The 25,418-nt window shown below is 61.0% G+C and carries 24 protein-coding genes and 1 pseudogene; 9 read left to right on the top strand and 16 right to left on the bottom strand.

The annotated features are described in order from the left end of the window. Positions 1-127: 127 nt before the first annotated feature. Both AC4PS7_RS16070 and AC4PS7_RS16065 read right to left on the bottom strand, forming a co-directional pair. Complete coding sequence (locus AC4PS7_RS16070; protein WP_021491063.1) at positions 128-694, bottom strand: DUF3156 family protein; 567 nt, start codon at positions 692-694, stop codon at positions 128-130. Further along, entirely contained in the window at positions 657-2,156 is a 1,500-nt protein-coding gene (locus AC4PS7_RS16065) for an APC family permease (RefSeq protein WP_021491064.1), read from the bottom strand. The genes AC4PS7_RS16070 and AC4PS7_RS16065 overlap by 38 nt, the downstream gene beginning before the upstream one ends. Before the next feature lie 217 nt (positions 2,157-2,373). Between AC4PS7_RS16065 and AC4PS7_RS16060 the strand changes: the two genes are divergently transcribed. Then, entirely contained in the window at positions 2,374-3,696 is a 1,323-nt protein-coding gene (locus AC4PS7_RS16060) for an alginate export family protein (protein WP_198832301.1), read from the top strand. A gap of 32 nt (positions 3,697-3,728) precedes the next feature. Here AC4PS7_RS16060 and AC4PS7_RS16055 read toward each other — a convergent pair. Beyond that, positions 3,729-4,208, bottom strand: a pseudogene (locus tag AC4PS7_RS16055) (flavin reductase family protein); the annotation flags it as partial. A 58-nt stretch (positions 4,209-4,266) separates the two neighbouring features. After that, the gene (locus tag AC4PS7_RS16050; protein WP_010209231.1) at positions 4,267-5,436 is read right to left on the bottom strand and encodes a p-hydroxyphenylacetate 3-hydroxylase oxygenase component; all 1,170 of its coding nucleotides are present in this window, start codon (positions 5,434-5,436) and stop codon (positions 4,267-4,269) included. Between the two features lie 236 nt (positions 5,437-5,672). Between AC4PS7_RS16050 and AC4PS7_RS16045 the strand changes: the two genes are divergently transcribed. Further along, positions 5,673-7,160, top strand: a complete 1,488-nt coding sequence (locus AC4PS7_RS16045) for an aldehyde dehydrogenase family protein (protein WP_010209229.1) — start codon at positions 5,673-5,675, stop codon at positions 7,158-7,160. Here the strand turns inward: AC4PS7_RS16045 and AC4PS7_RS16040 are convergent. Beyond that, complete coding sequence (locus AC4PS7_RS16040; RefSeq protein WP_492179615.1) at positions 7,135-7,563, bottom strand: RidA family protein; 429 nt, start codon at positions 7,561-7,563, stop codon at positions 7,135-7,137. The genes AC4PS7_RS16045 and AC4PS7_RS16040 overlap by 26 nt on opposite strands. Positions 7,564-7,651: 88 nt before the next feature. Further along, positions 7,652-8,992 carry a PQQ-dependent sugar dehydrogenase gene (locus AC4PS7_RS16035; RefSeq protein ID WP_010209227.1) on the bottom strand — a complete coding sequence of 447 codons (1,341 nt, stop codon included), beginning with the start codon at positions 8,990-8,992 and terminating at the stop codon, positions 7,652-7,654. A gap of 398 nt (positions 8,993-9,390) precedes the next feature. On the opposite strand from AC4PS7_RS16035, the gene AC4PS7_RS16030 reads away from it, so the two are divergent. After that, positions 9,391-9,666 (top strand): DUF6124 family protein, encoded by a 276-nt coding sequence (locus AC4PS7_RS16030; protein ID WP_492179661.1) that lies wholly within the window; start codon positions 9,391-9,393, stop codon positions 9,664-9,666. Between the two features lie 309 nt (positions 9,667-9,975). Further along, entirely contained in the window at positions 9,976-10,452 is a 477-nt protein-coding gene (locus tag AC4PS7_RS16025) for an Sbal_3080 family lipoprotein (protein WP_154847524.1), read from the top strand. Here the strand turns inward: AC4PS7_RS16025 and AC4PS7_RS16020 are convergent. From AC4PS7_RS16020 to AC4PS7_RS15995, 6 genes are all read right to left on the bottom strand, one after another. Further along, positions 10,427-11,359 (bottom strand): flavin-nucleotide-binding protein, encoded by a 933-nt coding sequence (locus AC4PS7_RS16020; protein ID WP_465821794.1) that lies wholly within the window; start codon positions 11,357-11,359, stop codon positions 10,427-10,429. The genes AC4PS7_RS16025 and AC4PS7_RS16020 overlap by 26 nt on opposite strands. 79 nt (positions 11,360-11,438) lie before the next feature. Next, positions 11,439-12,323, bottom strand: a complete 885-nt coding sequence (locus tag AC4PS7_RS16015) for a LysR family transcriptional regulator (RefSeq protein WP_198581046.1) — start codon at positions 12,321-12,323, stop codon at positions 11,439-11,441. Continuing rightward, complete coding sequence (locus AC4PS7_RS16010; RefSeq protein WP_010209220.1) at positions 12,323-13,243, bottom strand: LysR family transcriptional regulator; 921 nt, start codon at positions 13,241-13,243, stop codon at positions 12,323-12,325. Before AC4PS7_RS16010 ends, AC4PS7_RS16015 begins: the two co-directional genes overlap by 1 nt. Positions 13,244-13,261: 18 nt before the next feature. Next, entirely contained in the window at positions 13,262-13,882 is a 621-nt protein-coding gene (locus tag AC4PS7_RS16005) for a glutathione S-transferase family protein (protein WP_010209219.1), read from the bottom strand. Between the two features lie 190 nt (positions 13,883-14,072). Beyond that, positions 14,073-14,867 (bottom strand): ABC transporter permease, encoded by a 795-nt coding sequence (locus AC4PS7_RS16000; protein ID WP_045791849.1) that lies wholly within the window; start codon positions 14,865-14,867, stop codon positions 14,073-14,075. Then, positions 14,864-15,541 carry an ABC transporter ATP-binding protein gene (locus tag AC4PS7_RS15995; RefSeq protein ID WP_042571759.1) on the bottom strand — a complete coding sequence of 226 codons (678 nt, stop codon included), beginning with the start codon at positions 15,539-15,541 and terminating at the stop codon, positions 14,864-14,866. The genes AC4PS7_RS16000 and AC4PS7_RS15995 overlap by 4 nt, the downstream gene beginning before the upstream one ends. Positions 15,542-15,704: 163 nt before the next feature. Here AC4PS7_RS15995 and AC4PS7_RS15990 point away from each other — a divergent pair, with 163 nt between their 5' ends. Both AC4PS7_RS15990 and AC4PS7_RS15985 read left to right on the top strand, forming a co-directional pair. Next, positions 15,705-16,418 (top strand): hypothetical protein, encoded by a 714-nt coding sequence (locus AC4PS7_RS15990; RefSeq protein ID WP_021491074.1) that lies wholly within the window; start codon positions 15,705-15,707, stop codon positions 16,416-16,418. Between the two features lie 180 nt (positions 16,419-16,598). Next, complete coding sequence (locus AC4PS7_RS15985) at positions 16,599-17,807, top strand: DUF1835 domain-containing protein (protein ID WP_492179614.1); 1,209 nt, start codon at positions 16,599-16,601, stop codon at positions 17,805-17,807. On the opposite strand, the gene AC4PS7_RS15980 is transcribed toward AC4PS7_RS15985, so the two are convergent. Then, positions 17,786-18,358 (bottom strand): hypothetical protein, encoded by a 573-nt coding sequence (locus AC4PS7_RS15980; RefSeq protein WP_010209210.1) that lies wholly within the window; start codon positions 18,356-18,358, stop codon positions 17,786-17,788. The genes AC4PS7_RS15985 and AC4PS7_RS15980 overlap by 22 nt on opposite strands. Before the next feature lie 97 nt (positions 18,359-18,455). On the opposite strand from AC4PS7_RS15980, the gene AC4PS7_RS15975 reads away from it, so the two are divergent. After that, on the top strand, positions 18,456-20,384 hold the full coding sequence (locus AC4PS7_RS15975) for a DUF8600 domain-containing protein (RefSeq protein WP_492179613.1): 1,929 nt from the start codon (positions 18,456-18,458) through the stop codon (positions 20,382-20,384). 96 nt (positions 20,385-20,480) lie between these two features. Further along, positions 20,481-21,305 carry a 5'-nucleotidase, lipoprotein e(P4) family gene (locus AC4PS7_RS15970; protein WP_492179612.1) on the top strand — a complete coding sequence of 275 codons (825 nt, stop codon included), beginning with the start codon at positions 20,481-20,483 and terminating at the stop codon, positions 21,303-21,305. 45 nt (positions 21,306-21,350) lie between these two features. Here AC4PS7_RS15970 and AC4PS7_RS15965 read toward each other — a convergent pair whose 3' ends face one another. Both AC4PS7_RS15965 and AC4PS7_RS15960 read right to left on the bottom strand, forming a co-directional pair. Continuing rightward, positions 21,351-22,124, bottom strand: coding sequence for an OmpA family protein (locus AC4PS7_RS15965; RefSeq protein ID WP_010209207.1), 774 nt, complete (start codon positions 22,122-22,124; stop codon positions 21,351-21,353). A 10-nt stretch (positions 22,125-22,134) separates the two neighbouring features. Then, positions 22,135-22,527: a DUF4398 domain-containing protein gene (locus tag AC4PS7_RS15960; protein ID WP_010209206.1), complete on the bottom strand. Its 393-nt coding sequence runs from the start codon at positions 22,525-22,527 to the stop codon at positions 22,135-22,137. A 231-nt stretch (positions 22,528-22,758) separates the two neighbouring features. Here AC4PS7_RS15960 and AC4PS7_RS15955 point away from each other — a divergent pair, with 231 nt between their 5' ends. Then, positions 22,759-23,136 carry a c-type cytochrome gene (locus tag AC4PS7_RS15955; protein WP_021491078.1) on the top strand — a complete coding sequence of 126 codons (378 nt, stop codon included), beginning with the start codon at positions 22,759-22,761 and terminating at the stop codon, positions 23,134-23,136. A gap of 167 nt (positions 23,137-23,303) precedes the next feature. Here the strand turns inward: AC4PS7_RS15955 and gspD are convergent, their stop codons facing one another. Next, positions 23,304-25,415, bottom strand: coding sequence for a type II secretion system secretin GspD (gspD, locus tag AC4PS7_RS15950; protein WP_492179611.1), 2,112 nt, complete (start codon positions 25,413-25,415; stop codon positions 23,304-23,306). Positions 25,416-25,418 lie beyond the last annotated feature (3 nt).

The following is a 25,418-nucleotide window of genomic DNA, read 5'->3' as shown; positions in this document are numbered from 1 at the left end:
ATATGCACGCAACAACATCTGGTGTGCTGCTGGAGTAGCACTATTGATGCCAATGGGAAGGATAGGCGCCGGCTCCTGCGGGTCCGCGCACCCACGATGAGTAGCGCTTCGCAGCGTGGGTCGGTTTTTAGAGGTGTGACAGTACCCGCTGCAGGCCTGTCAGGGATGCCAGGAGGTGGGTGCGTTGCACCGGGCTCAGCGCGATGTAACGCCGAAACGCCGGCAGGCGATTGACCACCTCGCTGCCGCCCATATGCTCCAGGCGCACGCACCAGTGCTGGTCTTGCAGTTGGATGCGCAGGCGTTTGAAATCCAGCGGCATCAGCGCCTGGAACAGCGCTGTGTCGGCCAGCAATCGCACCTGCAACTCACGACCCAGCGCCTGGTCGCCGGAACGGCACCTCACACGGAGGCCCGTGCGGCGGATCGCGCCGCCATGGTGCACCTCGAAGCTCGCCGTGCCCGCTGTCGCAGCGGGTACCTGCAGGACGAATTCAGTCAGCACCAGGTGCATCAACAACTGCGACTCGGTGCGTTCGACAATCTCGAACGCCACCCCCTCCACGTCCAGCGTCGCCAGCCCGAGGTTGCGCCGCAGGTGCGCCAGGGTCACCCCTGGCCGATACCCCGCCGGGGCACGACCGGTGCGAAACAGTTCAAACAGTCTTTGCCGCAAAGTCGCCATGACCCTCATCGGCCTGCTCCGGTTGATGACTGAATTCCTTTGCCAACACTTCCTCCACGGAAGCCGGCTTGAAGGGGTTGACCTTCTGCACCACCAGGGTCCAGAACAGCGCGTACGCCGCCGTACCGCCCAGCATCACGCCAAACGGCACATAGATGTCCGCCGGGTTCATGCCCGGAGGCGTGATAAACCACATGCCCAGCAGGATGCCGATGCTCGATACGATCTGCGGCAGCGGGAACCACGGTGAACGATACGCCCGCGGCAAATCCGGCCGACGGATACGCAGGCTGACCACCGAGATCGTCACCAGCAGGTAGGCAAAGCTCCACGCACACACCGCCGCCAGCACCAAGTGCATGATGTTGTCGGTGTTGCCGCCCAGGTACAGCGCGTGCAGGCAGGGAATCAGCATCGCCACCAGGATGCACAGCAGCGGCGTCTTGAAACGTGGGTGCAGGTAAGTGAAAACCTTGGGCAACGCTCCATCCACCGCCATGCCATACAGAATCCGTGGCACACCGGCCATCAAGGTGTTGATAGTGGCCGCGCCGGCGAACAGAAAGCCGATGCCCAACCACAGGGGGCCAATTTGGCCCATCACCTGCTCGGCGAACTTGGGGATCGCCATGGGCGTGTCCAGCAGGTGCACGCCGGAGGCGGCATCGAGTACCACGTTTTCCACCTGGCGTTTCATTGCGGCGCCATAGATGAACATGCACGTGGCCACGCCCATCAGGCCCAGCATCATGGCGCGTGGCATCACCTTGGCCGATTGGCGCAGGTCCGGCGCCAGCGGCGTGACGAATTCGCAGCCGACAAACATGAACATCGCCATGCCCACCAATGACAGCACGGTGATCAGGTCGGTGCCCACCAGCGACTCACCGAACCAGCCGTCCAACTGCACGGCGGGCGTGGCGATCAGCCCCAGCACGCCGAACACCATCAGGGTCGTCCACATGCCAAAGGTGAGGATGATTTCCGCACGGCCAAACGCGCTGACGCCAAATGCGTTCAGCACACCAAAGACGATCACGAAGCCGACGCCCAGCAACCATGAACCGCCGGCCGACTCTGCCAAGGTGTTGAGATGTTCGAAGTTCACCAGGGCCATGACGCCGGACAGGATAGTTTCAGCGGTGCCCGCGAACACATGCACGATCAAGTACGCCGACAAGGTGCCGGTGATCGCGAAAAAACGACCCATGCCGCAGTTGATGTAGTCGTACACCGAGCCGGTGGTGGGCAGGATCGAGGCGGCCTCGGCGAAGGTGGTGGCCTGGGCCAGCATCATCACTACGGCAATCAGCATTGCCACGGCAAACGCGCTGCCGCCGATGCCGAAGCCCATGGTGGCGGTGAGAATCACCGGACTCGCCATGATCAGGCCAATGGTGCTGGCCAAAGCGGTGGGGAAACCTACCGTGCCCCGGTTGAGGTGCGCGGTGAGCCGGTCGTTGATCGACATGTTGGGGTCCTCGAAAGCGGTTTTTTTAATGTGTCAGCACTCTGCGCCCCACTCGAGTTGATCGTCTTGCCCCTGTCTGCCGCCGGTTTTGTTGCTCCCTGCCACAACGTATGGCGTGGCGGCCTGGGTCAATTCCCTGGCACGCAGAGAAAAGACTCAGGCCTCCAACGCTCGCCCTAATGCGCCCTCACTCTTAACCAAGATGGGGACAATAACAATGGAGCACACACTGAAAAATCGCCGCCTGCGCCAGGCGGTCGGCCTGGGCATTGCGCTGCTGGTGGGCCAGGCCCAGGCCATTGAGTTGTATGCCGATGCCGACACTCAGGTCACCGGCAATTTCCTCGCCGTGTACGGTATGTTCAACAGTCCGAAGAACTACGATGGGCGCAGCGGCGGTTCCACCTGGCGCGAGGCGTTTATCAAGTACGGCCTGAGCGTGGACCAGAGCCTGGGCGCCTTTGGCGGCGTGTATGGCACGGCCAACCTGGTGAGCTCCGGCACCTGGGGCGATGGCGATGCGTCGGGGGTCACCACGGGCAAGGAGCGCACCACCAAGTTTGACGAAGCCTTCGCCGGCTGGCGCTCCGGCGACCTGTTCCCGGCCCTGGGCAAGGACGGTCTAGACCTGTCGTTCGGCCGGCAAATCATCCTGTTGGGCGACGGCTTTCTCATCAATGATGACGGTCCCAACCTCGGCAAGGGCGTGGGCGATGGGGACTTCAACCGTGGCGGCGCCTACTACATTGCCGCTCGCCATGCTTTCGACAAAACCGCCGTGATCCGCCTGGGCGGCAAAGACGGCGTACATGGCAGCCTGATGTGGATCAAGTCCGACAACCCTGCCCAGGCCATGACTGAAATGGCCGCCGGCACCCTGGAATACAGCGCGGCACCGGGCACGCTCGGGCTCACCTACATTCACGGAATCGACGTGGATGAACGCTTCGCCAGCGACGTACAGCGCCAACGCAAGGGCATGAACCTCTATAGCCTGCGTGGCGCGGGCAATGCGGGTATCGACAACGCGCATTTCGCCTTCGAACTGGCCCGCCAGGACCGCCGCGACAGCCAGCAAAATGCGGGCTACGCCGAAGCCGGCTACACCTTCGCCGACCTGCCCTGGTCGCCTGACCTGACCTACCGCTACGCGCGCTATTCAAAGAACTGGGACGCCATGTTCTCCGGTTTCAGCCGGGGCTACGGCACCTGGGTGCAGGGTGAAGTCGCCGGCAACTACTCCGGCCCCTACAACACCAACACCTCAGTGCAACACGTGGCGCTCAAGGTCAAGCCGCTGGAAAACGTCACCCTCGGCGCGCTGTTTTTCGACTACACCACCGTCAGCACCCGTGGCCAACTCAACCTGGATGGCCGTGAGCTGGACCTGTACGCCGAGTGGGCGGTGAACGATCACCTGATCATTACGCCGCTGCTGGGTCTCTACAAACCCAACAAGGCTGCAGAGACCGGTGGCAATCAGGTCGGGGGCAACGGCATCAACGTCTACAGTCAGTTGGTGGTTGCCGTGCCGTTCTGAACCGTCTCGGGCGCGCAGGGACGCAGCGCCTGGACCTCGGCATAAGCGCCCTGGTGATACAACAGCGGCGCACGCCCGAAGTCATCAAAGGCGACCACCTTGCCGATCATGATCCAGTGATCGCCGCCGTCCACCTGCTGGTACTTCTCGCAGTGGAACCGTGCCGAGCAATCGGCGAATACCGGCGAGCCACCCTCCCCCGGTTCGTATTCGATCAGGGCAAAGCGGTCTTCACGGGGGCGCGCAAAGTTATTCGACAAGTGCACCTGGTCGGCCGCCAGCACGTTCACCGCAAAATGGCTGGCCTCCTCGAACACCTCATGGCTGTTGGAGCGTTTGTCGATGCTCCACAGCACCAGCGGTGGGTCGAGAGATACCGAGTTGAAACTGTTGGCGGTCACACCCACCTTGCGCCCGGATGCGGTGGCGGCGGTGACCACGGTCACGCCGGTGGCAAAGTTGCCCAGGGCACGGCGAAAGGCCCGTGGGTCGAAAAGGCTGCTGTCAGACATGCAAGACTCCCGGGCGCCGTCGAACGGGCGCCCTGATTGTTGTGGGGGGAAGAACGCGTCACACCATGCTCGGGTCCGGCTCCAGGCCCATCAGCTCGCGGCCAAGGATCTGCGCACAGACGTCGTAGTCGGTGTAGGCATGCGCGCCGGTCATATGGGAATCGCGAAACAAGCGCTGCATCTCGTTATGTTCGAACCAGGCGTTGCCGCCGGCAGCGGCGAACAGACGGTCCACGGCTTCGATGCACATTTTTGTCGCGTAGGCCTGGTTAGTGCGCCAGAACGCCAGGGTTTCGCGGCTCGGGTAACGGTGCGCGGCGCTGTGTTCGGCGTGGTCTTGCCAGGTCTTTTCGAGGAATGCGCGGGCGGCGGCCACCTGGTGGGTGGACTCGGCCAGGCGCATCAAGGCGGGAGTGGCCGCGCCAACGGCGGCACCGGTATAGGCGCGCACGCGGTTTTTGGTTTTTTCGCGGAACACCTCCAGCATGCGCTCGGCCACGCCGAGGCTAACGGTGGAAAACCCGCTGGCGAAATATGGCCGGTACGGCGCGTAGAAAATCTGGCTGTCGGGATACAGGCCGAAACCTGCGGACTTGCCTTCCATCATGTCTTTGGCTTTCTGGATCCGGTGTTCGGGCACCCAGACGTTGTCGATGACCAGGGTCTTGGTGCCGCTGCCTTTCATGCCGGCGGCGTACCAATCGTCACGAATCTGGTAGTCACTGCGCGGCAGCACGGCGAAGCAGTAGTCCTGGCCGCCTTCGGCGTTCTGTCGACGGCAGCCGACAATCGCCCACTCGCCATGGTCACAACCGCTGCTCCAGCCCATTTCACCGCTGAAGTGCACGCCGCCTTCGCCCTCCACCACACGACCGAATGGCGCAATACTGCTGCTGGCGGTGGCATGCGGGTTTTCGCCCCAGATCTCCTGCTGCAACTGGGCCGAAAACAACGCCAGTTGGTGGCTGTGGGTGCACAGCAAGCTCATGGCCCAGGCGGTGCTCGCGCAACTGCCGGCAAGCAAGGCGATGCAATCGGCAAACTCCGGCAGCGAGAGTTCCAGGCCACCAAAGGCCTTGGGTTGAAAAGCGCGGTGCAGGCCAATGCTTTTGAGCAAGGCCATGTTTTCATCCGGCACCTGACGCTGCTGTTCAGCCTGTGTGGCATTCGCGGCGATGATGGGCAGGAGGGGCTTGAGGTCTTCAAGGAGCGGGTTTGGCTTTTTCATGGACGGCCCTGCTTATTATTGGAAGTCCGGCGCGCGCTCCGGGTTGAGGAACGGCGCCTGATGCAGGGCCAGTATCGGTGGGGTGGCACGGCTGGAAAATGCACGTTCCACAGGCAAGATTGTACTTTTCATAGGACTGGCAGCCACAGACATCTCGCACGGCAGACAGAGTCAAGCCATGGCCCGGTGGCTTGGTTACCCTCGGTTTTTCCTTTGTGACCTGCCAGGAACCCGCCATGAGTGATATCCCGCTGCTGCCTCAAGTCGAAGCCTTTTTGCGTCGGCCCCATGGGCTGTTCATCGACGGCGTCAACATCCGCAGCCATTCCAGTCAGACACTGGCCGTGACCAACCCGGCCACCGGTGACGTGATCGCCCAGGTGTCCGATGCGGACCTGGCGGATATCGACGCGGCGGTGAATTCCGCCAACCGCGGCTTCCAGGTGTGGTCCCAGGCTTTACCCGCGACACGCGGCAATGTGCTGCTCAAGCTCGCCGACCTGCTGGAGCGCAATCGTGAAGAACTGGCGCAGATCGAGACCTGCCAGTCCGGCAAGATCATCCAGATTGCCCGCGCATTCGAGGTCGACCAGGCCGCGCACTTCCTGCGTTACTACGCGGGCTGGGCGACCAAGCTCAGCGGCCAGACCCTCACTCCGTCGCTGCCCTCGTTCAACGGCGAACGCTACACCGCATTCACCCTGCGTGAACCGGTGGGCGTGGTGGTGGGCATCGTGCCGTGGAATTTTTCCACCATGATCGCCATCTGGAAACTCGCCTCCGCGCTGGTAACCGGCTGCAGCATCATCATCAAGCCCAGCGAATTCACGCCGCTGACCGTTCTGCGCATCGCCGAGCTGGCCGTCGAAGCCGGGTTGCCACCGGGTGTGCTCAATGTATTGACGGGCGGCGGCCATGTCGGCAAAGGCCTGGTGGAACACCCTGGCACCCACAAAGTGTCCTTCACCGGTTCCGTGCCTACGGGCATTGCGGTCGGCCGCAGCGCCATGGGCGCCGGCCTTACCCGTGCAACCCTGGAGCTGGGGGGCAAGAATGCTGCCGGTTTCCTGCGCGATGTGGACGTGGACACGGCGGTGAACGGCATCATCGAAGCGGGCTTTTTGCACTCAGGGCAAATTTGCGCGGCGGCCGAGCGCTTCTTCGTGCACCGTTCGCAGATCGACGCGGTGCTGGACACACTCAGCCAGCGCCTTAGTCGCCTGAACATCGGCTCGCCACTGGATGAACGCACCGAATTCGGCCCCGTCACCCACCACCAGCACCAACTCAAATTGCTCGGTTACTTCAACCAGGCCCGCGCCGAAAACAACACGATCATCCATGGCGGCACCCTCATTGACCGCCCCGGCTGCTACGTCGAGCCCACGGTGATCCTCGCCAACAGCATCAACGACACCCTGCTCAACGAAGAAACCTTCGGCCCCATCGCCACCTTCCTGCCCTACGACAGCGAAGACGAACTGCTCGCGCTGATGAACAACGGCCCCTACGGCCTCAGCGCCAGCCTATGGACCAACGACCTGGGCAAGGCCTTGCGCATGGTGCCGGCCATCCAGGCCGGCACCTTGTGGGTGAACATGCACACGCTGCTCGATCCGGCGGTGCCGTTTGGGGGCAATAGGTCTTCGGGGGTTGGGCGGGAGTTCGGCAGTGCGTTTATCGAGGATTACACCGAACTCAAATCGGTGATGATTCGGTACTGAATGGAACGACCGCCTCGGCCTCGATCTCGATCTCGATCAACCATTCCGGCAACGACAACCCGCTGACGATAATCCACGAAGACGGCGGCGGGTTATGTGGGAAGCGCTGGCGCAGCGCCTGCGCGATCGGCTCCTGCTGGTCACGAGCGGACTCGGCGATGTACAGCCGCAGCATGATCACATCGGAAAGGTCACCCCCGACTTCGGCCAGCACCTTGTCGATATTGTCCAGCGCCTTGGCGGCCTGCTCGGCAATGCCTCCGCCCACCGTGCGCTCGTCAGCATCCACGCCCACCTGGCCGGAAAGCATGATACGTCGCCCCTGTGGCACCTCAAGCGCCTGGCTGAAGCCGTATTGCAGGGAGTTGAATACCGTCGTGGGATTGATGACCTTTCGTTGCATGACGCTTCCTTGTTGTCGGTAGGAAAACAAGGCTAACCCAAAGGCATCGTTCAATCTGGCAGTTCAACATCCCGCAACATATCGACGGTCAGGGTTTGCTCTGCGCCACCCGCCACACCTTGTTCCCCACATCATCCGCCACCAGCAAGGCGCCCTGCTCATCCAGGGTCACGCCCACCGGCCGACCTTGCGCTTCGCCTTCGGCATTGAGAAACCCAGTGAGGAAGTCGACCGGTGCGCCCGACGGTTTGCCGTCCTTGAACGGGATAAACACCACCTTGTAGCCCGCTTGCGGATTGCGGTTCCAGGAGCCGTGCTCACCGACAAACACCCCATCGGCAAAAGCGGCCGGCATGCCGCGTGCGTCGGAGAACGTCAGGCCCAGGGGGGCGACATGGGTACCCAGGGCGTAGTCCGGCGCGATGGCCTGAGCGACTTTGTCCGGGCGCGGCGGTTGGACGCGTACATCCACGTGGCTGCCGTAATAGCTCCACGGCCAGCCGTAGAACGCGCCGTCCTGCACCGAGGTGAGGTAGTCGGGCACCAGGTCGCTGCCGATTTCATCGCGCTCGTTGACGACCGTCCACAGCTGGGTAGAACCCGGTTTCCAAGCGAGACCGTTGGGGTTGCGCAAGCCGCTGGCGAATAACCGTTTCTCGCCGCTGGCCAGGTCCAGTTCCCAGATAGCCGCACGACCCTCCTCTGCGTCGAGGCCGTTTTCGCCGACATTGCTGTTAGATCCAACCGTCACATACAGCCGGGTGCCCTCGGGATTGGCCAGCAGGTTTTTGGTCCAGTGATGGTTAATGCCCGCCGGCAGGTCGGTGACCTTCACCGGAGTTGCGTCGATGTGAGTCTGGCCCGGGGTGTAGGGCACCTTGACCACCGCGTCGGCGTTGGCGATGTACAAATCGTTGCCCACCAGCGCCATGCCGAAAGGTGACATCAGGCCAGTCAGGAATTCGGTGCGTACCTCCGCATGCCCATCGTGATCGGCATCGCGTAGCAACGTGATGCGATTCGCGCTGGGTGCATCGGCGCCGATGCGGCCCATCACCACACCCATTGCCGTGCGGCGTGCCCAGGCGATCAAGCCGGTGCCGCCGTCGGTGGCACCTTCGGGCATGGGCGGGTGGTTGCTTTCGGCGACCAGCACATCGCCGTTAGGCAAGGTGTAGACCCACCGCGGGTGGTCGAGATTGTCGGCCAGGGCCGTGACGGTGAAACCCTGAGGCGCGTTGGGTTGCACACCCTCAGACCAGCCCACGGCCTTGGAGACCTTGAGCGTAGGGATCAAAGAAGTGCTGGGCTCGGGCAGTTGCGGCGCAGGCCCGACACCCGCCTGGAAAGGCAGTCTGGAGGCTTCGCCACAAGCGCTGAGGACAGCGGCAGCGGCAATCAGGAGCGCAAGGCGGCTCGGTACATTCATGGTTGGAACCTCGAGGCAGAAACGTGAGGGAGTATTGCCTCAAAAAGCACGGGTCACCACCGGGCATGGCGCAATTGAATGTTAACCGGGGGGCACGAATGGTATAGAAGGCCCTTTTTATCGGACCGTTCCTGCATAACTTTCGGGTTGCGTCCGATGAACCTCGCCGCTAACCTTCGCGGGTCGCTGCAAATTCAGCGAATGGGTGTGGTAGCCCAATTCTTTCATAGACCCCAAAACGCTCATGGGCGTTTTTTTGTGCGGGCTGCTTTGTGGCGGCTGTGCATGGGAGGCTTCGGCCTGCCGGGTTTCTATGACCGGTCTACCACCCCGTGTACAGTCGCCTCCTTACTTCGTGTGGTAGCGAAATGGAGGTGCTCATTCATAGGCGTTTCACCCTGACAAACGTCACCCCCAATCCCCCGCCATCCACCTCGGATGACAATCCGCAACTTCCTCCCGATGTCATTTTCACCGTCCGTCCCGGACTCAGTACCGAAGCCGCCTTGAGCAATGCCAGCGAGATGCTTGAGTCAGCGGCTGTCTGCGCCTATGACTGTGCCGAACACCTTGATGGGCCAAGCCTGAAAAAGGTGCTGGCGGTGGTGCAGATAGTCGAGATTGCGCAGTTGTTGGTCGATGAAGCGCTGAACCGGGAATGCCCGGTAGCCTGATCAAACACGTAATTCCATCATAAAAAGCAATCCCTGTGGCGAGAAAGCTTGCCCCCGCTGACTGTGCAGCAGTCCCAGTCTGTTCAAACATAGAACTGGGGCCGCTTCGCGACCCTACGGGAGCAAGCTCCCTCGCCACAGTTACAGTGTTTGTCTTAACTGACTGGCATAAGGGCTTGCCCCCGATAGCAGTGCGGCGATCCGACAAGCCAGCTCCCATACAGACGACCCCCTGCGTCTGAAATGCTGCGCTCGGCATCAGGCCTTCACTGCTATCATCAAACCACTACTGCAGAAATGGACGTCGCTATGCGCCTGATAACAGCTCCCGCTTGTTTACTGGCCGCCTTAACCCTGGCTGGCTGCAGCATCAAGCAAACCGTCACGCCGGTTGCCTTCAGCGGCGCCCAGGCGCCTGAGATCTGCATGATCCCCGCCGAAGGCTTGCGTGCCGGGTTCAATGCCACCTACACCGCGCAGTTGCGCAGCAAAGGGTTCCAGACTCGTGAGCTGCGACCCGGCACCCCACCGGCCAGTTGCGCCCTGTCGACGACCTACATTGGTCAATGGAGCTGGGACCTGGCGCTTTACATGAGCTATGCCGATATCCAGGTGTTTGAAAATGGCCGCCAGGTGGGCAAGGCGCTGTATGACTCGACCTCGGGTGGCGCTCGAATGGGCAAGTTTATCGATGCACAAAGCAAGATCATCGAGATGACCAACCAGTTGTTCCCGAATGCCTCCTATGGTCCGGGCCTGGCTACCAACTTCCCATCGCCAGACTGAACGGCGAAAACTCCGCGAACTGCCACCGCAACGCCAACGCCGCTGGGCGGCGCACCACGTGTTCCACTGTCACCGTCCACAGCCGCTGGGCGCCTTCGAACAGCGCCACTTCCGGGCCGTCGAGAATCAACGAGGTCCGCCCAGCCACTTGCAGCACATCCCCCGACTCAAAGTCGATGAACAACAAACCCGCCACCGGGTTGGCTTGCAGGTTGCCCAGGGTGGCAAAGAACAGGTTGCCGGCGAAGTCGGGGATGGTCAGCACGTTGCCCTCAACCCGCACAAAACCTGAGTTACCGCCCCGATGAGAAACGTCCACCGAACGTTGGCCATCGACCTCGACGTAACTGGCGACGAAAAGCGTGTCGGCGTTGCGGATCAGGGTTTGCGCGGCATCGTCCAAGTCGTTGAAGCGTTCGACCACCGTTCCGGGTCTGCGGGCGATGCCGTCGACCGGGCGCAGTTGGATGTACTTGGGGCAGTTGCCGAAGGTATGCACCACGTCGACCGAAAACCCTTCGTGATCGAATGCACCGATTCGGCCGTTCATGCGATTGCGGCGCCGAGTGTTGAGGTCGATGCCCAGTAGGCCGACGGCTGCTCCCTTACGCAAGGCGTTGCGGGCCGGGTCAGTCGCGGACGGCAGGCTGTCGATCTGCAGGGTCTGCGGATCCGGCGAGTGGGCAAAGCCTGGCGCGCCTTCAATCATCGTCGCCCAAGGGATGCCCTGCTCGTCCACCGCACCCAGTATCAGGTACGGCAATAAAGGGTAGAAATCCCGGTGCTGTTCCGGCAGGTGATCGCGGATCACTTTGGGCCCGACCACGGCCATACGGTCGGCCACGCCCACCGCTGCTTGTATGTACCGTTCACCGGCATGCCAGGGGGATTGTTCGATCAGGTTCATGGCGAGCACCTCATGTTGGATGTGTCGATGCTGCGCCCTGTCAGCCGGCGTGAGAATCACCACGCCAGGCAATCCACTGTTACGCCAGCTGAAATGCCGGGTAGTCGCGCAACGCCGTCACACAGTGGTCGACAAAACTGCGCACGCGCATCGGTGCGTTGCGGCCCTCGCGGTACACCACCTGCACCGGCAGGGGCGGCGGCTCAAAGTCCGGCAATACTCGACGCAGCTGCCCGTTCTGCAGGTGGTCGTGCACCGGATAACTCAAGCAGCGAATCAACCCCGCGCCATGCACCGCCGCATTGATCGCGCCCTGCACCGTGGCGCAGCCGAGTCGGGCGCGGGCCTTGAGTTGATAACCCGGAAAATCCCAATGCACCTGATCGGTGCTGGCGATCAGTCGATGCTGCTTGAGGTCATCCGGGCGTTGAGGCTCACCGTGAACAGCAAGATAGTCGGGGCTGGCGCAGAGGATAGGCCGCACGTGCCCCAGCGGTCGGGCAATCAATGACGAATCGGGCAGTTCTCCGACGAGGATGGCAACGTCGAGCCCTTCTTCGTGCAGGTTCGGGTAATAGTCGTGGTAGCTGACGACCAGGTTCACCTCGGGATAGCGGTCCAAGTAGTCGGCCAAGACCGGCGCCATCACATAGCGGCTGAACAGGAACGGCAAAAACACCCGTAGATTGCCTTGGGCCTGCACATGCAGCCCCTTGGCGGAGGCTTCGGCGGCGTCCACCGCGGCGAGCAGGCGCACGCAGTCCGCCAGGTAGGCGCTGCCGGCGTCGGTGAGGCTCACGCCACGCGTGCTGCGCGCCAGCAACGGCACGCGTAAACGCGCCTCCAGGCGGGCAATCGCGCGTACCAGGGTCGGGCCGGAGACCTGTGCATCACGCGCCGCCGAGGCCAGGCTAGGCTGCCCGGCCAGCGCGGCGAACAACTGCATATCGCGATAACGCTCCATCAGCTGCGCCGCTTGATTGCCGGGTTCAGCGCGGCGTCCTGACCCAGGCGGTGGGTGAGAAAGTCGACAAAGGTGTTGATCTTGGCCGGCACCCGGCCGCTTTTCTGGAACACCACCTGGATCGGCAACGGCGCCGACTCATAGGCTTCAAGGACAATCTCCAACTCACCCGCCGCCACCGCCGCTGCGACTTGATAGGACAGCACACGCGTCATGCCCCAGCCCAACCGCGCCAGGTTGATCGCGGCATTGTTCGCCGTGACCACCAGACGTGGCTCGATGGACACGGTCAAGGGTTGGCCGCCGTCGACGAACTCCCAGCCACTCACCAACCGGCTGGACGACGACGTGGCGATTTTGGCTTCACGCAACTGCGACGGATGCGTAGGCCGCCCGTGCTGTTCGAGATAGGCCGGCGATGCACACACCACTCGGCGCACTTCACCGACCTTGATCGCCTGCTGCCCCGGCTCATGCAAGTGACCGATACGCACCGCCACATCCACACCTTCGTCGGTCATGTTGACCACGCGATCGACCAGCAAGGCGTTGATATTCACCAGCGGGAACCGGTCCAGGTACTCCCCCAGCACCGGTGCCACATACAGCTCGCCAAACAGCACCGGCGCGGTCACCGTCAAATGGCCGCAAGGGATGGAATAGCTGCCCGCCGCAGCTTCCTCGGCTTCATCGAGCTCCGCCAGGATACGCCGGCAATCTTCCAGGTAACGCTGGCCGGCTTCGGTGAGGTGCAAGCTGCGTGTGGTACGCGCCAGCAATTGGGTGCCGATGCGTTGCTCCATGGCGGCGATGGCCCGGGTCACACTGGGCGGCGAGGTTTTCAGGCGGCGCGCCGCAGCGGCGAAGCCCTCCTCCTCGGCCACGGCCAGGAACACCTGCATCTCATGAAATCGGTCCATCGGCACGCCTCTAGAAAGTTATTGCGACTGCAAGCCCACCGCCGTACGCGGCATGCCCACGAACCCCGGCAACGCCTCGATGCTGGCGAGCCAGGCGCGCACTTGAGGGTAGTCGGCCAGCGAAACATTGCCTTCCGGCGCGTGAGCGGTGTAGGTGTAGAACGCCACATCGGCAATAGTGGGTTGCTCGCCGACCAGGAAACGGCTCTGGCTCAATTGCGCCTCCACCAGTTTCAGCAACGCATGGGAACGGGCAATGGCGACGGCGGTGTCGACCTCGGCACCAAACACCGTGGCCAGTCGTGCAGACGCAGGCCCGGCGTGCAACTGGCCGGCAGCGGCCGAGAGCCAGCGCTGCACGCGAGCCTGCCCCACCGGGTCGCTCGGCAGCCATTGACCGTTGCCATAGGTGTTCGCCAGGTAAACCAGGATCGCATTGGAGTCCGCAAGCACAACACCGTTGTCATCGATGGCCGGCACCTGGCCGAACGGGTTGATGGAGGCAATGAACTCGGGGGCTTTGTGAGCGCCTTGCTTGAGGTCAACCTGCACAAACTCCGTAGGCAGGCCGAGCAGCGACAGCATCAGCTCGACCCGGTGTGAGTGGCCGGACAACGGGAAACCGTAGAGTTTGATCATGAAAGGCTCCAAAAGAGTGAGGTATCGACGCCCCGCATGTTCCGCCGCTGCCCCGGCCGTTGGAATCACCAGGATTTACAATCCAGCATTTCATCTGGTGAAACAATCACTCGTCGAATAATACCCACGATCAGGTTGAACACGGTGGTCATCACCACGCTGTCCAACGCGATCCAGGCCAAGACCTCGATCAGGCACGTTCTTGCAGCCTATCCCGCAAAAACCGATGGCTCACCGAAAACAACCGCCGATACGTGAGCAGCACCGCCCCCACTGTGCCCAGCGCCGACGATGCGGCAATCAGAAACATGATCACGATCTGATACCGCACCGCGTCCACCGGACTCTCCCCCGCCAGTACCTGCCCCGTCATCATGCCGGGCAGGCTGACGATGCCCACCACCGTCATCTGGTTCAGCGTCGGGATCATACCGGCGCGCACCGCCTGGCGGATGGCTTCCTGCGCCGCTTCCCAGCGCGAGCCGCCAAGGGCCAGGATCATTTCGATGGTGTTGCGGCCCGACGTCAGTTCCTGGGTCATGCGCTCTATCCCCAGCGACACGCCAGTCAGGGTGTTGCCCAGAATCATGCCAAGGATCGGGATCGCATACTGCGGCTCGTACCACGGATGGATGCGAATCACCGCAAACAAGCCCACCGCCGTCACCAGCCACGAACTGCCCCACACCGACAGGATGCTGTCCACGCGCTGCCCCCGGTACGTGCGCCGCCCGCGCCCCGCCGCCGAGATACCGGCAATCAGCGTCATGGCGCACATCAGCGGCAGCACCACGTACCAATAGGCAAACTCGAACACCCAGCCCAGCAGATAACCGATGGCCAGCAGTTGCACCACGGTGCGCACAGCCGCCCAGAACAACTGACGCTCCAGGCCCAGGCGCAACAGCAGGGAGAGCGCGCCGTTGATCAGGATCAGCGAGGCGGCGATGCCCATGTCCAGCGCGGTAAGGTTCTGATAGTTCATGGTTGGGCCACTCCACTCAATACACCGGCACTCATCTGCAAATGGATGTCGCTCATGCGCCGGGCCTGGTCGAGGTCGTGGGAGACCCAGACACAGGCGCGGGAGCGATCCCCGGCAAACCAGGCGTCGATCAGCGCTTCCACTTCGCGGGAAGACGTGGGGTCGAGGGCGGCGGTGGGCTCGTCGAGCAACAGCACTTCGGGGTTGAGCTGCAGGGTGCGGATCAGCGAAACCACCTGGGACTCACCGCCCGACAGGTCGGCGGCGCGCTTGGCCAAAAAATCCGGAGTCTTACCCGCGTGGCCCAACAGCGTGGTCACCGTCGCCAGGTCAAAGCGGCGCTTGCGCGACGTCTTCAGGCTGAACGGGAAGCGCAGGTTGTCTTCCACTGTGCCGTCGAGCAGCGCCGGGCGTTGCGACAGGTAGCTGATGTGGCAGCGGTAGTGAGGAATCTGCGCGTTGTTAATCGGCTGGCCGTTCCACAGGATCTGCCCGGAGCTGGGCGCGTCCAGCAGGGCGAGTGCGCGCAGGAACACGCTTTTGCCCGAGCCGGATGAGCCGGTGATCGACACGCGATCGGTGGCATTCAAGGTGAAATCGGTGGGCTGGAGCAAGGCCACGTGGCGGCGCTCGTCCATGCGCGTAAGGGCGCGGGTTTCGATCAGTGCGCTCATGGACGCGGTGTTCCTCTCAATCTGGATGGTGCAATGGTGAAGCACACTCGTCGGGATTTCATGCAAAACATTCAAACTCATGTGCACGAGCAGAAGCGCGCAGTTGGCCTGGGCAAGGCCCATTGTGCTCGCTAGACTCGCAGTCCTATAAAAAGGAACCCTCATGGACGAACAGAAAGTATCCAATACCCCCGCTTCCCGCTTGAGCGCAGCGTGGTTATGGCGACTGCTAAAGCGTCAAAGCCTGCCGATCATGCTGCTGCTGTTTGCGCTGTTTTACTCAAACGGCTACGCCTATCTGGAGACTTATAACAAGGTGCTCGGCGTCCCCGTTAACCGTCTCGGCTACGACACTTATCACTACGTGGTGTACGGCGGAAACCACATTCTGGTCAAACTGGCGGCCTTGCTTATCTTCACCGCAGCGGTCCTGGTTTTCGCCTGCCTGATGTACTTCACCGAAAATCCTGACCGTGTTTTACCCACTCGGGAATTGGGGATCCACACACGTCGCTATCGAATGCTGCGCAGGCTGGAGAAGAGCTACAGGAAAGCCACGACGCCGATATCCGGCGCACTGCTGATCAGCCTGCTGGCATTTTTCGCCTGGATCATCTGGTCGCTGGCGTACGCGCAGTCGATGGCACATGGCAAGCTGAGAGCCTACGAAGAGATTCGTGATTGCAAGCCATCAATCCTCCAGCTCAACAACCTCGATGTGGTCACGGCCTGTATCGTCGGCGAAAGTGACGATATGTTGTATCTGGTGGAAAAACACAGGGAGGGCGGCGAAATCCAGTTTCAGAAACGCCGAGTTCCCAAAGACAGTGTTCGCTCAACCACAGGTCCCACCACGGTGCTGAAAAAACCCGACTGACCTCTGTGGGAGCCGGACACAAGAGACTGATTTGCAATCAAGCGCGGCACTGCCTATATTTCCCGCCTGGCGCTCTCTACGCCACCTTCCGCGGAAAGGGCTGCGCCCAAGACCCTGCAACACCCTCTTTTTTTACGACTCCCAACCTTGAAGCGGAAAAGGTTTGTGCAAGGAGATCGTATGTCCCATCCATTCAACACCGATGGCCGCCTCAACCTTGAGCAGCAGCGCAAGCGCGCCAAGGAACTGCTGCCATACCTGAAAACCCAGGACCCGAACGCTACCTTGTCCGTGGCCCAGTGGACGATCGCCAAGCAGCTGGGTTTCAGCAGTTGGCCCAAGCTCAAGGCCCATGTCGACGCCATCGACTTCGCCGCCCGCCACCCCGACTTTGCCGCCAGTGATGAAGCCCGCACCACCCACTGGCGCTGCGGCAATGACATTGCCCACACCCTCCAGCTGGCGGGGTTCAAAGGGCAGTTCCGGATGCTCGCCGACCCGCTGTGCATGGGACCGGTCCGCGACTTGCCCAGCCAAGACTTCCGCGCCATGCGCAGTGCATTTATCAGCCAGGCCTTTTCCATCGATGAAGCAGACGCAGCGCGTCGCGTAGACGTTGAATACGACCATCTCGACGCATTGGCCAGCGCCGATCACAGCGTGCTGTGGTGCGAAGCGGATGCCTATGACCAATTGTTCCTGGTCCGTGCGCTTGCCGGCCTCGAACAAGCACCGCGCAAGTTGGAACTGATCGAGGTAGACCACATTCCCGGCGTGCAACGCTTTATCGGCATCGGCCAACTGGCGCCGGATGTGCTGGCGTGGCTGTGGCCGCAACGGCGTCTGATCGATAATGATGCCGTGCAATTGGCCAAACGGGCCTGGTCGGCGTACTGCGACAGCTCGCCAGTCAAATGGGCGCAATTGGCCCATGACAGCCATCCCGCCTTACCGTTGCTCGCCCCGGCACTGTTGCGTCAATTGCAGGAGTTGCCTGGAGTGCGCGATGGCCTGTCGCTGACCGAGCGATTGGCCCTGACGTACCTTGCTGAAGCTGGGCCAACCCCCTTCGGTCGGGTGTTTGCCGAGCTGATGGCCAAGCGTGAACCGCTGCCGTTTCTGGGGGACATGATGTTTCATGCGCTCTTGCGGCCGCTGATCGATGGCGACAACCCTTTGCTCCTAGAAGCAGAAGCCCAAAAAGCATGGTCGCAAAGAGGGTTGACGCTGACGGCATTGGGCCAAGACGTGCTCAAAGGCCGAGCCTATTGGCCCGACCATTGCTCCCATGAACGCTGGGTCGGTGGAACGTGCATCCAACCCGGCCAACCTCACTGGACGATTGATGAGGATAACCAACCCGTCTTTCAGCGCAGGGCTATCAGGTAGGCTTCTTCAGCCGAGAACCCCTCCATGATGAGGTCGATGATAGCCTCTCTGTATTCACTGACCTTCACCGGCAGGGTCGCCTTGTTCGTCTGGTAATAAGCCGCCATACACTGGATAGCTTGCGGCTTTTTGACCTTTTGGCGAGGTTTCACTGCCTGCGTGGTCACACTGACGAAACCATCGAAGTCCGCTGTCGCGACGCTCCAGTCAAACTCAAAGACCTGCTTACGCGCAGCCACCGGATCGAAGTGTCGCGTAAAAAAACTGCCACACTCCCCCGAGCTTTTACTGATCACCAACGACGTCAGGTCTGGCAGCCCTCGCTCATTGGTGAACAGCCTGACCACGTCCAGCCGCCGCCCGGTGGAAACGGGAATAGCATTTTGAACGACCGGATGGTCAGGGTTCTCACACTGGGCACGATCGACCAGTTCGGAGTACGTCAGGCAATGTTTGTGCTTGGCCAGATCAACCAGGATTGGGTAATAGACGGACGCCAACTGGACGTCGATAAGCGTGATGTTTTCGTAAAGACCTTGCTGTGCGTTCATGATGTTCCTGACCAGCGCATGATTTCCTTGAGTGGGGTAACATCCCACACTTCGCACCACATGGCTAATAGCCACCTATTCTTATCAAGGAAGATTTGTGACCCTTAGAACAGCAGCTGACCTGTGGAACAGCCTGAACTCAGCGGACCGCCTGGCGCCCAGGAGCCATGACAGACAGTTCGTCGCAGACCTGCGCGCGGCGTTGCAGATTGCGCCATATCAAGACATTGGCGCCTATCTGAAACGTCACACCGTCGATGCCACGTCTTTCCTCGTCGCGGTACTGAATGCCTTGCAGCCTTTCGGCATGATGCTCAACGACATCTATGAAATGTTCGCCGAGGGCGGTGTGTCCCAGAGCAATGAGCGACTGCTGATCGAGTTCGATTTTGGTCAGGGCGACAAAGTGCCCTTCGACGTCGATGCGTTTCGTCGCGCCCGCGCAATAATGGAAAACCTCAGCCACGCAGTTGCCCAGCGCGCCTATTGTGCAGAGGACTTGAGGCTCATCAGCGACGGCGTGTTCCGTGCGTTGAGAGAAACGCCGGGGGTGGACACTACCAGGCCCCCTTCTCTCGTGGATATGGCTGCAAAAAGCTGGATTGATGGCCACGAATGGCCTTATCAAACGCCTGTGCCGCTGCCCGATGGTGCGCCCAATGACTCACTGACCCAGGCACTTGCACCACTGGCGACCCTGATCCAGCAGCTGTGCCAACGTACAAGCCGCTATACCAGCCAGAATGACCTGCGCAGCGCCCGCCGTGATGACGAACCATGCCCATCAGAGAGAGCGCCCATCCATCAATGGAGTGAATCCCAGTTAGCGCACGTTCAGGACGATCACATCGCGCGCTTTCAGCTCTTACCCAGACTTTGGTATTGCCAACAGCTTGTCCCCCTGTCACACAGGGACAATTTCGCGGAAAAAATTGAAGCACTCATCAATGCCCATTCGCAGTTCGTCCCGCCCCAACCCTTGTCACGTGAGCTGGAAGACCTGCTGGACCTGCCCATCTGGAAACAACGTTCACAGCTCTATTCGGTGTGGCTTATTACGCTGCTGAAGCGCGAACTCAAACAGTCAGGTGAACGTTTTCAACTGATGGCCGAAGACAACGGCCTCACATTCGCCTTCAGGCCTACTCTTATTGCCAAGCTGCATGTCGGCAACGATGTGCTCGAGCTGATGGCGGAGCTTCGCGTCGCCTCCAAAGACATTAAGTTGGCAGGTGCAGGCCGTAGCCAGAACATTCAACCTGACTATTCGCTCCTGCAGCGCCTGCCGGATAAAACCGAAAAAGTTGTCTATGTGCTGGAAGCAAAGCAGTACGCGCGCGCCAACACTCGAAACTTTAATGAAGCCCTGCGCGACTACGCAAAGATCAACACACACGCCCTTGTAGCCCTCGCAAACTACGGACCGGTGCCCGCCAGTCAGCCGAAAAAGCTGGTGGACCTGTGCGCGCAGAATGGCGATGAAAACGTGAGTGAGCGTTGCCAGGCATTTGCAGGCGTCACCCCCATCAACGCGATGTCAACGCACCTATTGCGCCAGCATTTTCGTCGTGCACTCACAGAGTACGCGTTACCTCTGCCCCGCCTGATTGTCGACCTGTCCAGTTCAATGGGTGGAGTGCTGAATACTCAAGCCTTGGATAGCTGGCCAACCACTGCCGAGCGCATTGCTGATTCGGGCATGGGGCTCATACTTAACCTGTACTACCCGGAACCCGTGAGTCCCGGCCAGCCAACGCGTAACGCCATGCTGTCGCTGTTCGAAAAAACCGTCAACGGACCCAAGGGAGTCTACGACATCACCCAAAAAGAACGTGGCCTGTTGATGCTGTTTACGGACAGCGGTGGATTTCATGAAGAACGCAACTATCACGACAAGCTGGCGGGCATCATCATTCTGCAATCGGACGGCTCAATGGAGCTGCGGATGAGGAAATCTACGGAGAGTCTGCTGCGACGGGCAATACCCGCTCTGATCGCTTGCACACGTGCCGGTGAATCCTATTGAGCGTTTGCCACAAAGCCGCTCAGGGCCGTATGGTGCGGCATCCATCAAACTCTACGCCTGCCACGCGGCGCGCCTTTTCCAAGGTTGATTATTTCAATGCGCAACCTGATCTTCGTCAGCCTCTGCCTGTTGGCCGGCTGCCAACAAACACCACCCGCCAACGACCAGCTCGACGCCGTGCTCTGGACCCAGACCTCCATCGAGCATGAGCTGATCTACCGCCAGCTCTTTGCCAATGCCACCCGCCAACTCGACGTGGCCCTGGCTGATCCCACCTGGGACGCCCTGCCCTTACCGCCGCGCAACCTGACGGGCTTGCCGCCGGCCGTGGTGGTGGATATCGACGAAACCCTGCTGGACAACGTGCCGCTCAACGCGCGGGATGTGGTCAATAACCAGGTCTACTCCTACGACCGCTGGAACACCTGGGTCGACCAGGCCAAGGCCCAGGCGTTGCCTGGCGCAGTCGCCTTCCTGCAAGCGGCCCAGCAAAAAGGCATCGCGGTCTACTACCTGACCAACCGCGAACACAGCCAGGTCACCGCCACGGTGAAAAACCTGCGCCTGCGCGGCTTTCCGGTGGAAAGCGACGAACACGTCCTCGCCGCCAGCACACCTACCGGCCATTGCGAAAGCGCCGGCTATGGCAAGAACTGCCGCCGCCAATGGGTCGCTGCCCATGCTCGGGTGTTGTTGATGGCGGGTGATTCCCTTGGGGATTTCGCCCAGGCCGAGCACAACACCGTCGCGGATCAACGCAAGGCCGTGGCGCCCTATGTGAACTGGCTGGGGCAGCGCTGGTTTCTGCTGCCCAACCCGACCTATGGCAGCTGGTACAGCGCGCCGTATGGGGATGATGAGAAGTTACCGTTTGAGCAAAAGCGCACGCTCAAGCAGCAGGCGTTGCAGTTGCAGGAATAGCCCGCGCGACTGAACGGGCCTGGGATGCTGCCGTATACCGATTCCTCAGCGACGTGCGCTGACTGCCGAAGCGTCATTGGACACGATCACTTCCACACGGCGGTTCAACTGGCGTGACTGCGCGCTCTGGTTATCGGCGACCGGGAATTGCTTGCCGTAGCCGATTACCGCAATACGCTCGATCCCCACGCCAAGCCGTTGCAGGCCACGGGCGACTGCTTGGGCACGTCGCTCGGACAGGCTCTGGTTGTAGGCATCACCACCGACGCTGTCAGTGAACCCCTCTACGCGCACCTGACGCTCCGGGTTCTGCACCAGAAAGTTCGCCAACCCCTGGAAGTCCCGTTGGCTGCCCGCTTTCAAATCGGCCTTGCCGGTATCGAACAGCACGTCACCAAAGGTGATGACCTGACCACGCTCGGTCGGCTGGGCTTTCATCGCCTGCAACGCCTTGAGCTGCGCGGTGCGCACGTCGAGTTGCACCTGGGTGCGGTCGACCGCGATGTTGTCGAGCTGGGCGTCGGTTTTGCGGCCGACGATGGTCTGCTCGGCCAGGGCGATTTTTTGCGTGGCAAGGTAGGCGAGCTGGTCGATCTGGGGGTCGGTACGGTCGTGCAGGGACACTTGGTTGGCGCGGTCCAGCGCGTTGGAAGCGATACGGGTTTCAACCGCCGCCAGGGTGTTGGACTCCGGCTTCTCCTGCAGGCTGGAGAACAGGCTGCGCGCTTGCAGCAATTGCGGGTTTTCCGGCGGCGTGGCGCAACCGGCAAACACCAGACTCAGGGCCGAAAGAACAGGAATGAAAAAAAGGGCACGCATGGCAAGATCCTCAGTGGGTAGTCGCGGGGGCGTTGAGCATTTCCTGCTTGAGCACCTGGATGCCCTCTCGCGCCTGCTTCAAGACTTGTTGTTTACGCACGGCATTGGCCTTGGCTTCGGCGAGGCTGGCATCGGCTTCGATCTGATCGGCCAGTGCGTCGACCTCGACGTACTTCATTTCACCGATGGCCTGGTCCATACGCGCCAGTTTGTCCTGGGCCGTTTTCATTTCCAGTGGCGCGAACTGGGTCGCTTGCGCTGCCAAGGCACGCCCTACCGCATCACGGGCCAGGGAGATCTTTACCGCTGGTGGCTGCGGCGTGGCACAACCTGCCAGTACACCGGCGGCGATCACGGCCCAGGCCGAGCGGCGCAGGCGTTTGCTCACACTGGTCATCTTCATGTGTTGACTCCTAAGCATGTTCTTACGGCTGCGGGGCGATGGGAACAGCCCTTGCCGTCTCGCTTGTGTTCAAGCGATCGCGCCATCCTAGGAGGAAAAATGCAGACTAGAAGAATGAAAAATCCTGGCTGGTTGTAGGATTTTTCTCAGAAAAACAACCACCACCAAGTGTAGTATTTGTTCACTTAATCAATAAGTTGTCCGCCGACGGACACAATAAGGCATATGGAAATGAAAAGAGTGTTGATCGCTGCGTTCGGCATCTTGTCGCTGACCCAAACATCGCTGGCGTTCGCCGATAACGCCAACGGAAAAAATCTCTATATGCAGCGATGCGCCATGTGCCACGGCGCGGATATCAAGGGAACAGGGCCGTTGGCCAACAAAAGCAACCCGCCTACACCAGACCTGACCACCGCTGCCTTTAAAAAACGCCTGAATGATTATCCGGGCGTTATCGTCTCTTCGATCATACTTCGCCCCAATGGCGACTTGATCCCAAGAACGTTGCGAGAGAACGGCGTAAAACTACCGCCGTTCGCTTGGAGGGTTAACGACTTCCGCGATTTGAATCAGTACATGAGCGGTGTGATTGCCAAGCATCAATGATGGGCGGTCAATCGATCACGCGGTCCTGATCGCCCAGGTCCAGGCCTTGCTGGCGCAAGCCGTGTTGGGGCGAGAAGCGTTTTTGCTTACTGTTGGCGCTTCCAAAAGTGACCCGCTGCAACAGCGGGACCCTAAGCTGCCGTTACCGAAGAAACGGATAGGTACACCTATTTATCCAGCCGCAACAGTTGCATCTGCTGCCGATAATCATCCGTCACCTGCCGAGCCTGCCCGCTGCTGGTAATCACCTTAGGCGTAATCAGCACAATCAACTCCGTCCGATCCTTCGACTTGCTGGTACTGCCGAACAACCACCGCAACCCCGGAATCTTCCCCAGATACGGTACCGCACTCACACTCTCCTGGTTGTCCTGCTTGATCAACCCCCCCAGCAACACCGTCTGCCCACTCTGCACCGCCACCTGCGTCGACACCGAACGCGTGGAAATACGTGGATTCACCGGCGTGTCGCTATTCGTACTCTGATTCTCAGCATCACTGACCTGCTGCTGAATATCCATGTACACCAACCCACCCGGATTGATCCGCGGCACCACATCCAGAATCACCCCCGTCTGCACATACTCGACACTGCTCAAGGTGGTATCCGCATCCCCCGTGTTCACCGTGGTCTGGTTGATGGGAATGTTGTCCCCCACTTGAATCTGCGCCGGCTGGTTGTTCATCACCACCAGCGACGGTGCCGACAGTACCTGGGTGCGGCCATTGGTTTCCAACGCATGCAACGCCACCTGCAAATTCGAACTGACAAACGAATAGAACAACGAATCCGTTGCCCCCAACCCCGCCCCACCCCCGCCCAGCGCGCCCTGGCTGCCAGAGGCATTGGCCACGGTGGTGCTGGAGGAATTCCCCGCCAGGCGCCCCAGGTACCACTGCACGCCCAGGTCCAGTTCTCCGGTAAGCTTGACCTCAAGGATGCGCGTCTCGATCTGCACTTGCAGCGGCGGGTTATCGAGGCGTTTGATCGCCGCTTCGATCTCTTTCCACTGTGCCGGTCGGGTGCGCACCAGCAGCTGGTTGCTGCTCTTTTGCGCGGTGATGCGCGTGCCGGCTTCGAGCGCGCTGGTGGGGGCGACTTCCTTTTCTTGCGGCTCCGACTCTTCGGCCGCAGGCGGGTTGTTCTGCAAGCCGCCGGAATTGAGCGACGACAGGGTGGTCGTGCGCAGACCCGGCGCGACCTTGGCCGGTGTGTCGTCCTTGATTGCGCCGGTGCCGTAGATCTGCCGCAGGTACTTGGCCAGGTCGGCGGCCTTCATGTTGCGCACGTCGTAAACGTACATCTGCGGCTCGTTACCGCCGCCTTCGTCGATGGTGCGAATCCAGTCGCCCACTTCGTTGAGGTACTGCGGCTGGGAAGAAATCGCCACCACCGAGTTGGTCCGTTCAATCGGCAAAAAGCGCAGCATGCCGGCCAGGGGCATGCCGCTGTCAGGGCCGAACATGCTTTGCAGTTGGGGCATCAACTCGGCCACGGAAGCCCGTTGCAGACCGAAGACGCCCACCGACATGCCCTTGAGCCAGTCCACGTCGAAGGTGTCGATGGTGTCCTGGTAGTTGGCCAACTCGTCCGGGGTACCCGCCAGGCTCAGTACGTTGCGTGCCGGGTCCACCAGCAAGAACGCGTTCTCGCGGGCGAAGGGCTTGAGCAGTTTTTGCATCTCGGTGGCGGAGATGTAGCGCAACGCAAACAACCGCGCCGACAGGCCGCTGGACGGTTGCGCCACGTTCATCTGCGGTACCAGTTTGCCGGCCACCGCCTGGTTGGCGGGCAGGATCACGTAGCGATCGCCCTGCTTGATCATCGCGTTGTCGGTCCAGGACAGCAGGGTTTCAAGGATCGACAGGGCCTGTTGTTTGTCCACCGGTTTGGAGGTGGAAAAGCTGACGTTGCCCTTCACGCCTTGGGCGATGCTGTAGTTTTCGTGCAGCAGGTCGCCCATCACGCTGTTGATCACCGCTTCGATGGGTTGGTCGGCAAAGTTGAAGACGATATCGCCCCCCTTCTCTTTCGCCACTGGCTGCGCTGCCGGCGTGCGCACAAACTGTTGGTTGCCACGGATCAGTTGGCGCTGCGCTGGCGGTTGCACCGAAGGCGGCGGAGTTTCCGCTGCGGCCTGCTCGGTCGGCGGGCGTTGCGAGCCCGTGCCCTGCATGGCTTCGTGCAGCAGATCGTCATCCGGTTCCAGACGGTCGGGAAAAGATCCACAGCCGCCCAGGACAAGGGCGGTGGCCAGGCAAAACGTTGAGGTGCGCATGTC

The sequence above is a fragment of the Pseudomonas sp. DW-iso3 genome (assembly GCF_058725305.1).
Note: the sequence above shows the minus strand (reverse complement) of the source record. Positions and strands in the feature narration are given on the sequence as shown.

Bases quoted from the DNA above. Each gene is read 5' to 3' on its own strand.
- AC4PS7_RS15970 (WP_492179612.1), top strand. From the start codon at position 20,481: ATGCGCAACCTGATCTTCGTCAGCCTCTGCCTGTTGGCCGGCTGCCAA.
- AC4PS7_RS15955 (WP_021491078.1), top strand. From the start codon at position 22,759: ATGAAAAGAGTGTTGATCGCTGCGTTCGGCATCTTGTCGCTGACCCAA.
- AC4PS7_RS16070 (WP_021491063.1), bottom strand. From the start codon at position 694: ATGAGGGTCATGGCGACTTTGCGGCAAAGACTGTTTGAACTGTTTCGC.
- AC4PS7_RS15980 (WP_010209210.1), bottom strand. From the start codon at position 18,358: ATGAACGCACAGCAAGGTCTTTACGAAAACATCACGCTTATCGACGTC.
- AC4PS7_RS15995 (WP_042571759.1), bottom strand. From the start codon at position 15,541: ATGAGCGCACTGATCGAAACCCGCGCCCTTACGCGCATGGACGAGCGC.
- AC4PS7_RS15960 (WP_010209206.1), bottom strand. From the start codon at position 22,527: ATGAAGATGACCAGTGTGAGCAAACGCCTGCGCCGCTCGGCCTGGGCC.
- AC4PS7_RS16065 (WP_021491064.1), bottom strand. From the start codon at position 2,156: ATGTCGATCAACGACCGGCTCACCGCGCACCTCAACCGGGGCACGGTA.
- AC4PS7_RS16060 (WP_198832301.1), top strand. From the start codon at position 2,374: ATGGAGCACACACTGAAAAATCGCCGCCTGCGCCAGGCGGTCGGCCTG.
- AC4PS7_RS16025 (WP_154847524.1), top strand. From the start codon at position 9,976: ATGCGCCTGATAACAGCTCCCGCTTGTTTACTGGCCGCCTTAACCCTG.
- AC4PS7_RS16000 (WP_045791849.1), bottom strand. From the start codon at position 14,867: ATGAACTATCAGAACCTTACCGCGCTGGACATGGGCATCGCCGCCTCG.
- AC4PS7_RS15990 (WP_021491074.1), top strand. From the start codon at position 15,705: ATGGACGAACAGAAAGTATCCAATACCCCCGCTTCCCGCTTGAGCGCA.
- gspD (WP_492179611.1), bottom strand. From the start codon at position 25,415: ATGCGCACCTCAACGTTTTGCCTGGCCACCGCCCTTGTCCTGGGCGGC.
- AC4PS7_RS16010 (WP_010209220.1), bottom strand. From the start codon at position 13,243: ATGGACCGATTTCATGAGATGCAGGTGTTCCTGGCCGTGGCCGAGGAG.
- AC4PS7_RS16005 (WP_010209219.1), bottom strand. From the start codon at position 13,882: ATGATCAAACTCTACGGTTTCCCGTTGTCCGGCCACTCACACCGGGTC.
- AC4PS7_RS15965 (WP_010209207.1), bottom strand. From the start codon at position 22,124: ATGCGTGCCCTTTTTTTCATTCCTGTTCTTTCGGCCCTGAGTCTGGTG.
- AC4PS7_RS15985 (WP_492179614.1), top strand. From the start codon at position 16,599: ATGTCCCATCCATTCAACACCGATGGCCGCCTCAACCTTGAGCAGCAG.
- AC4PS7_RS16045 (WP_010209229.1), top strand. From the start codon at position 5,673: ATGAGTGATATCCCGCTGCTGCCTCAAGTCGAAGCCTTTTTGCGTCGG.
- AC4PS7_RS16040 (WP_492179615.1), bottom strand. From the start codon at position 7,563: ATGCAACGAAAGGTCATCAATCCCACGACGGTATTCAACTCCCTGCAA.
- AC4PS7_RS16015 (WP_198581046.1), bottom strand. From the start codon at position 12,323: ATGGAGCGTTATCGCGATATGCAGTTGTTCGCCGCGCTGGCCGGGCAG.
- AC4PS7_RS16020 (WP_465821794.1), bottom strand. From the start codon at position 11,359: ATGAACCTGATCGAACAATCCCCCTGGCATGCCGGTGAACGGTACATA.
- AC4PS7_RS16050 (WP_010209231.1), bottom strand. From the start codon at position 5,436: ATGAAAAAGCCAAACCCGCTCCTTGAAGACCTCAAGCCCCTCCTGCCC.
- AC4PS7_RS16035 (WP_010209227.1), bottom strand. From the start codon at position 8,992: ATGAATGTACCGAGCCGCCTTGCGCTCCTGATTGCCGCTGCCGCTGTC.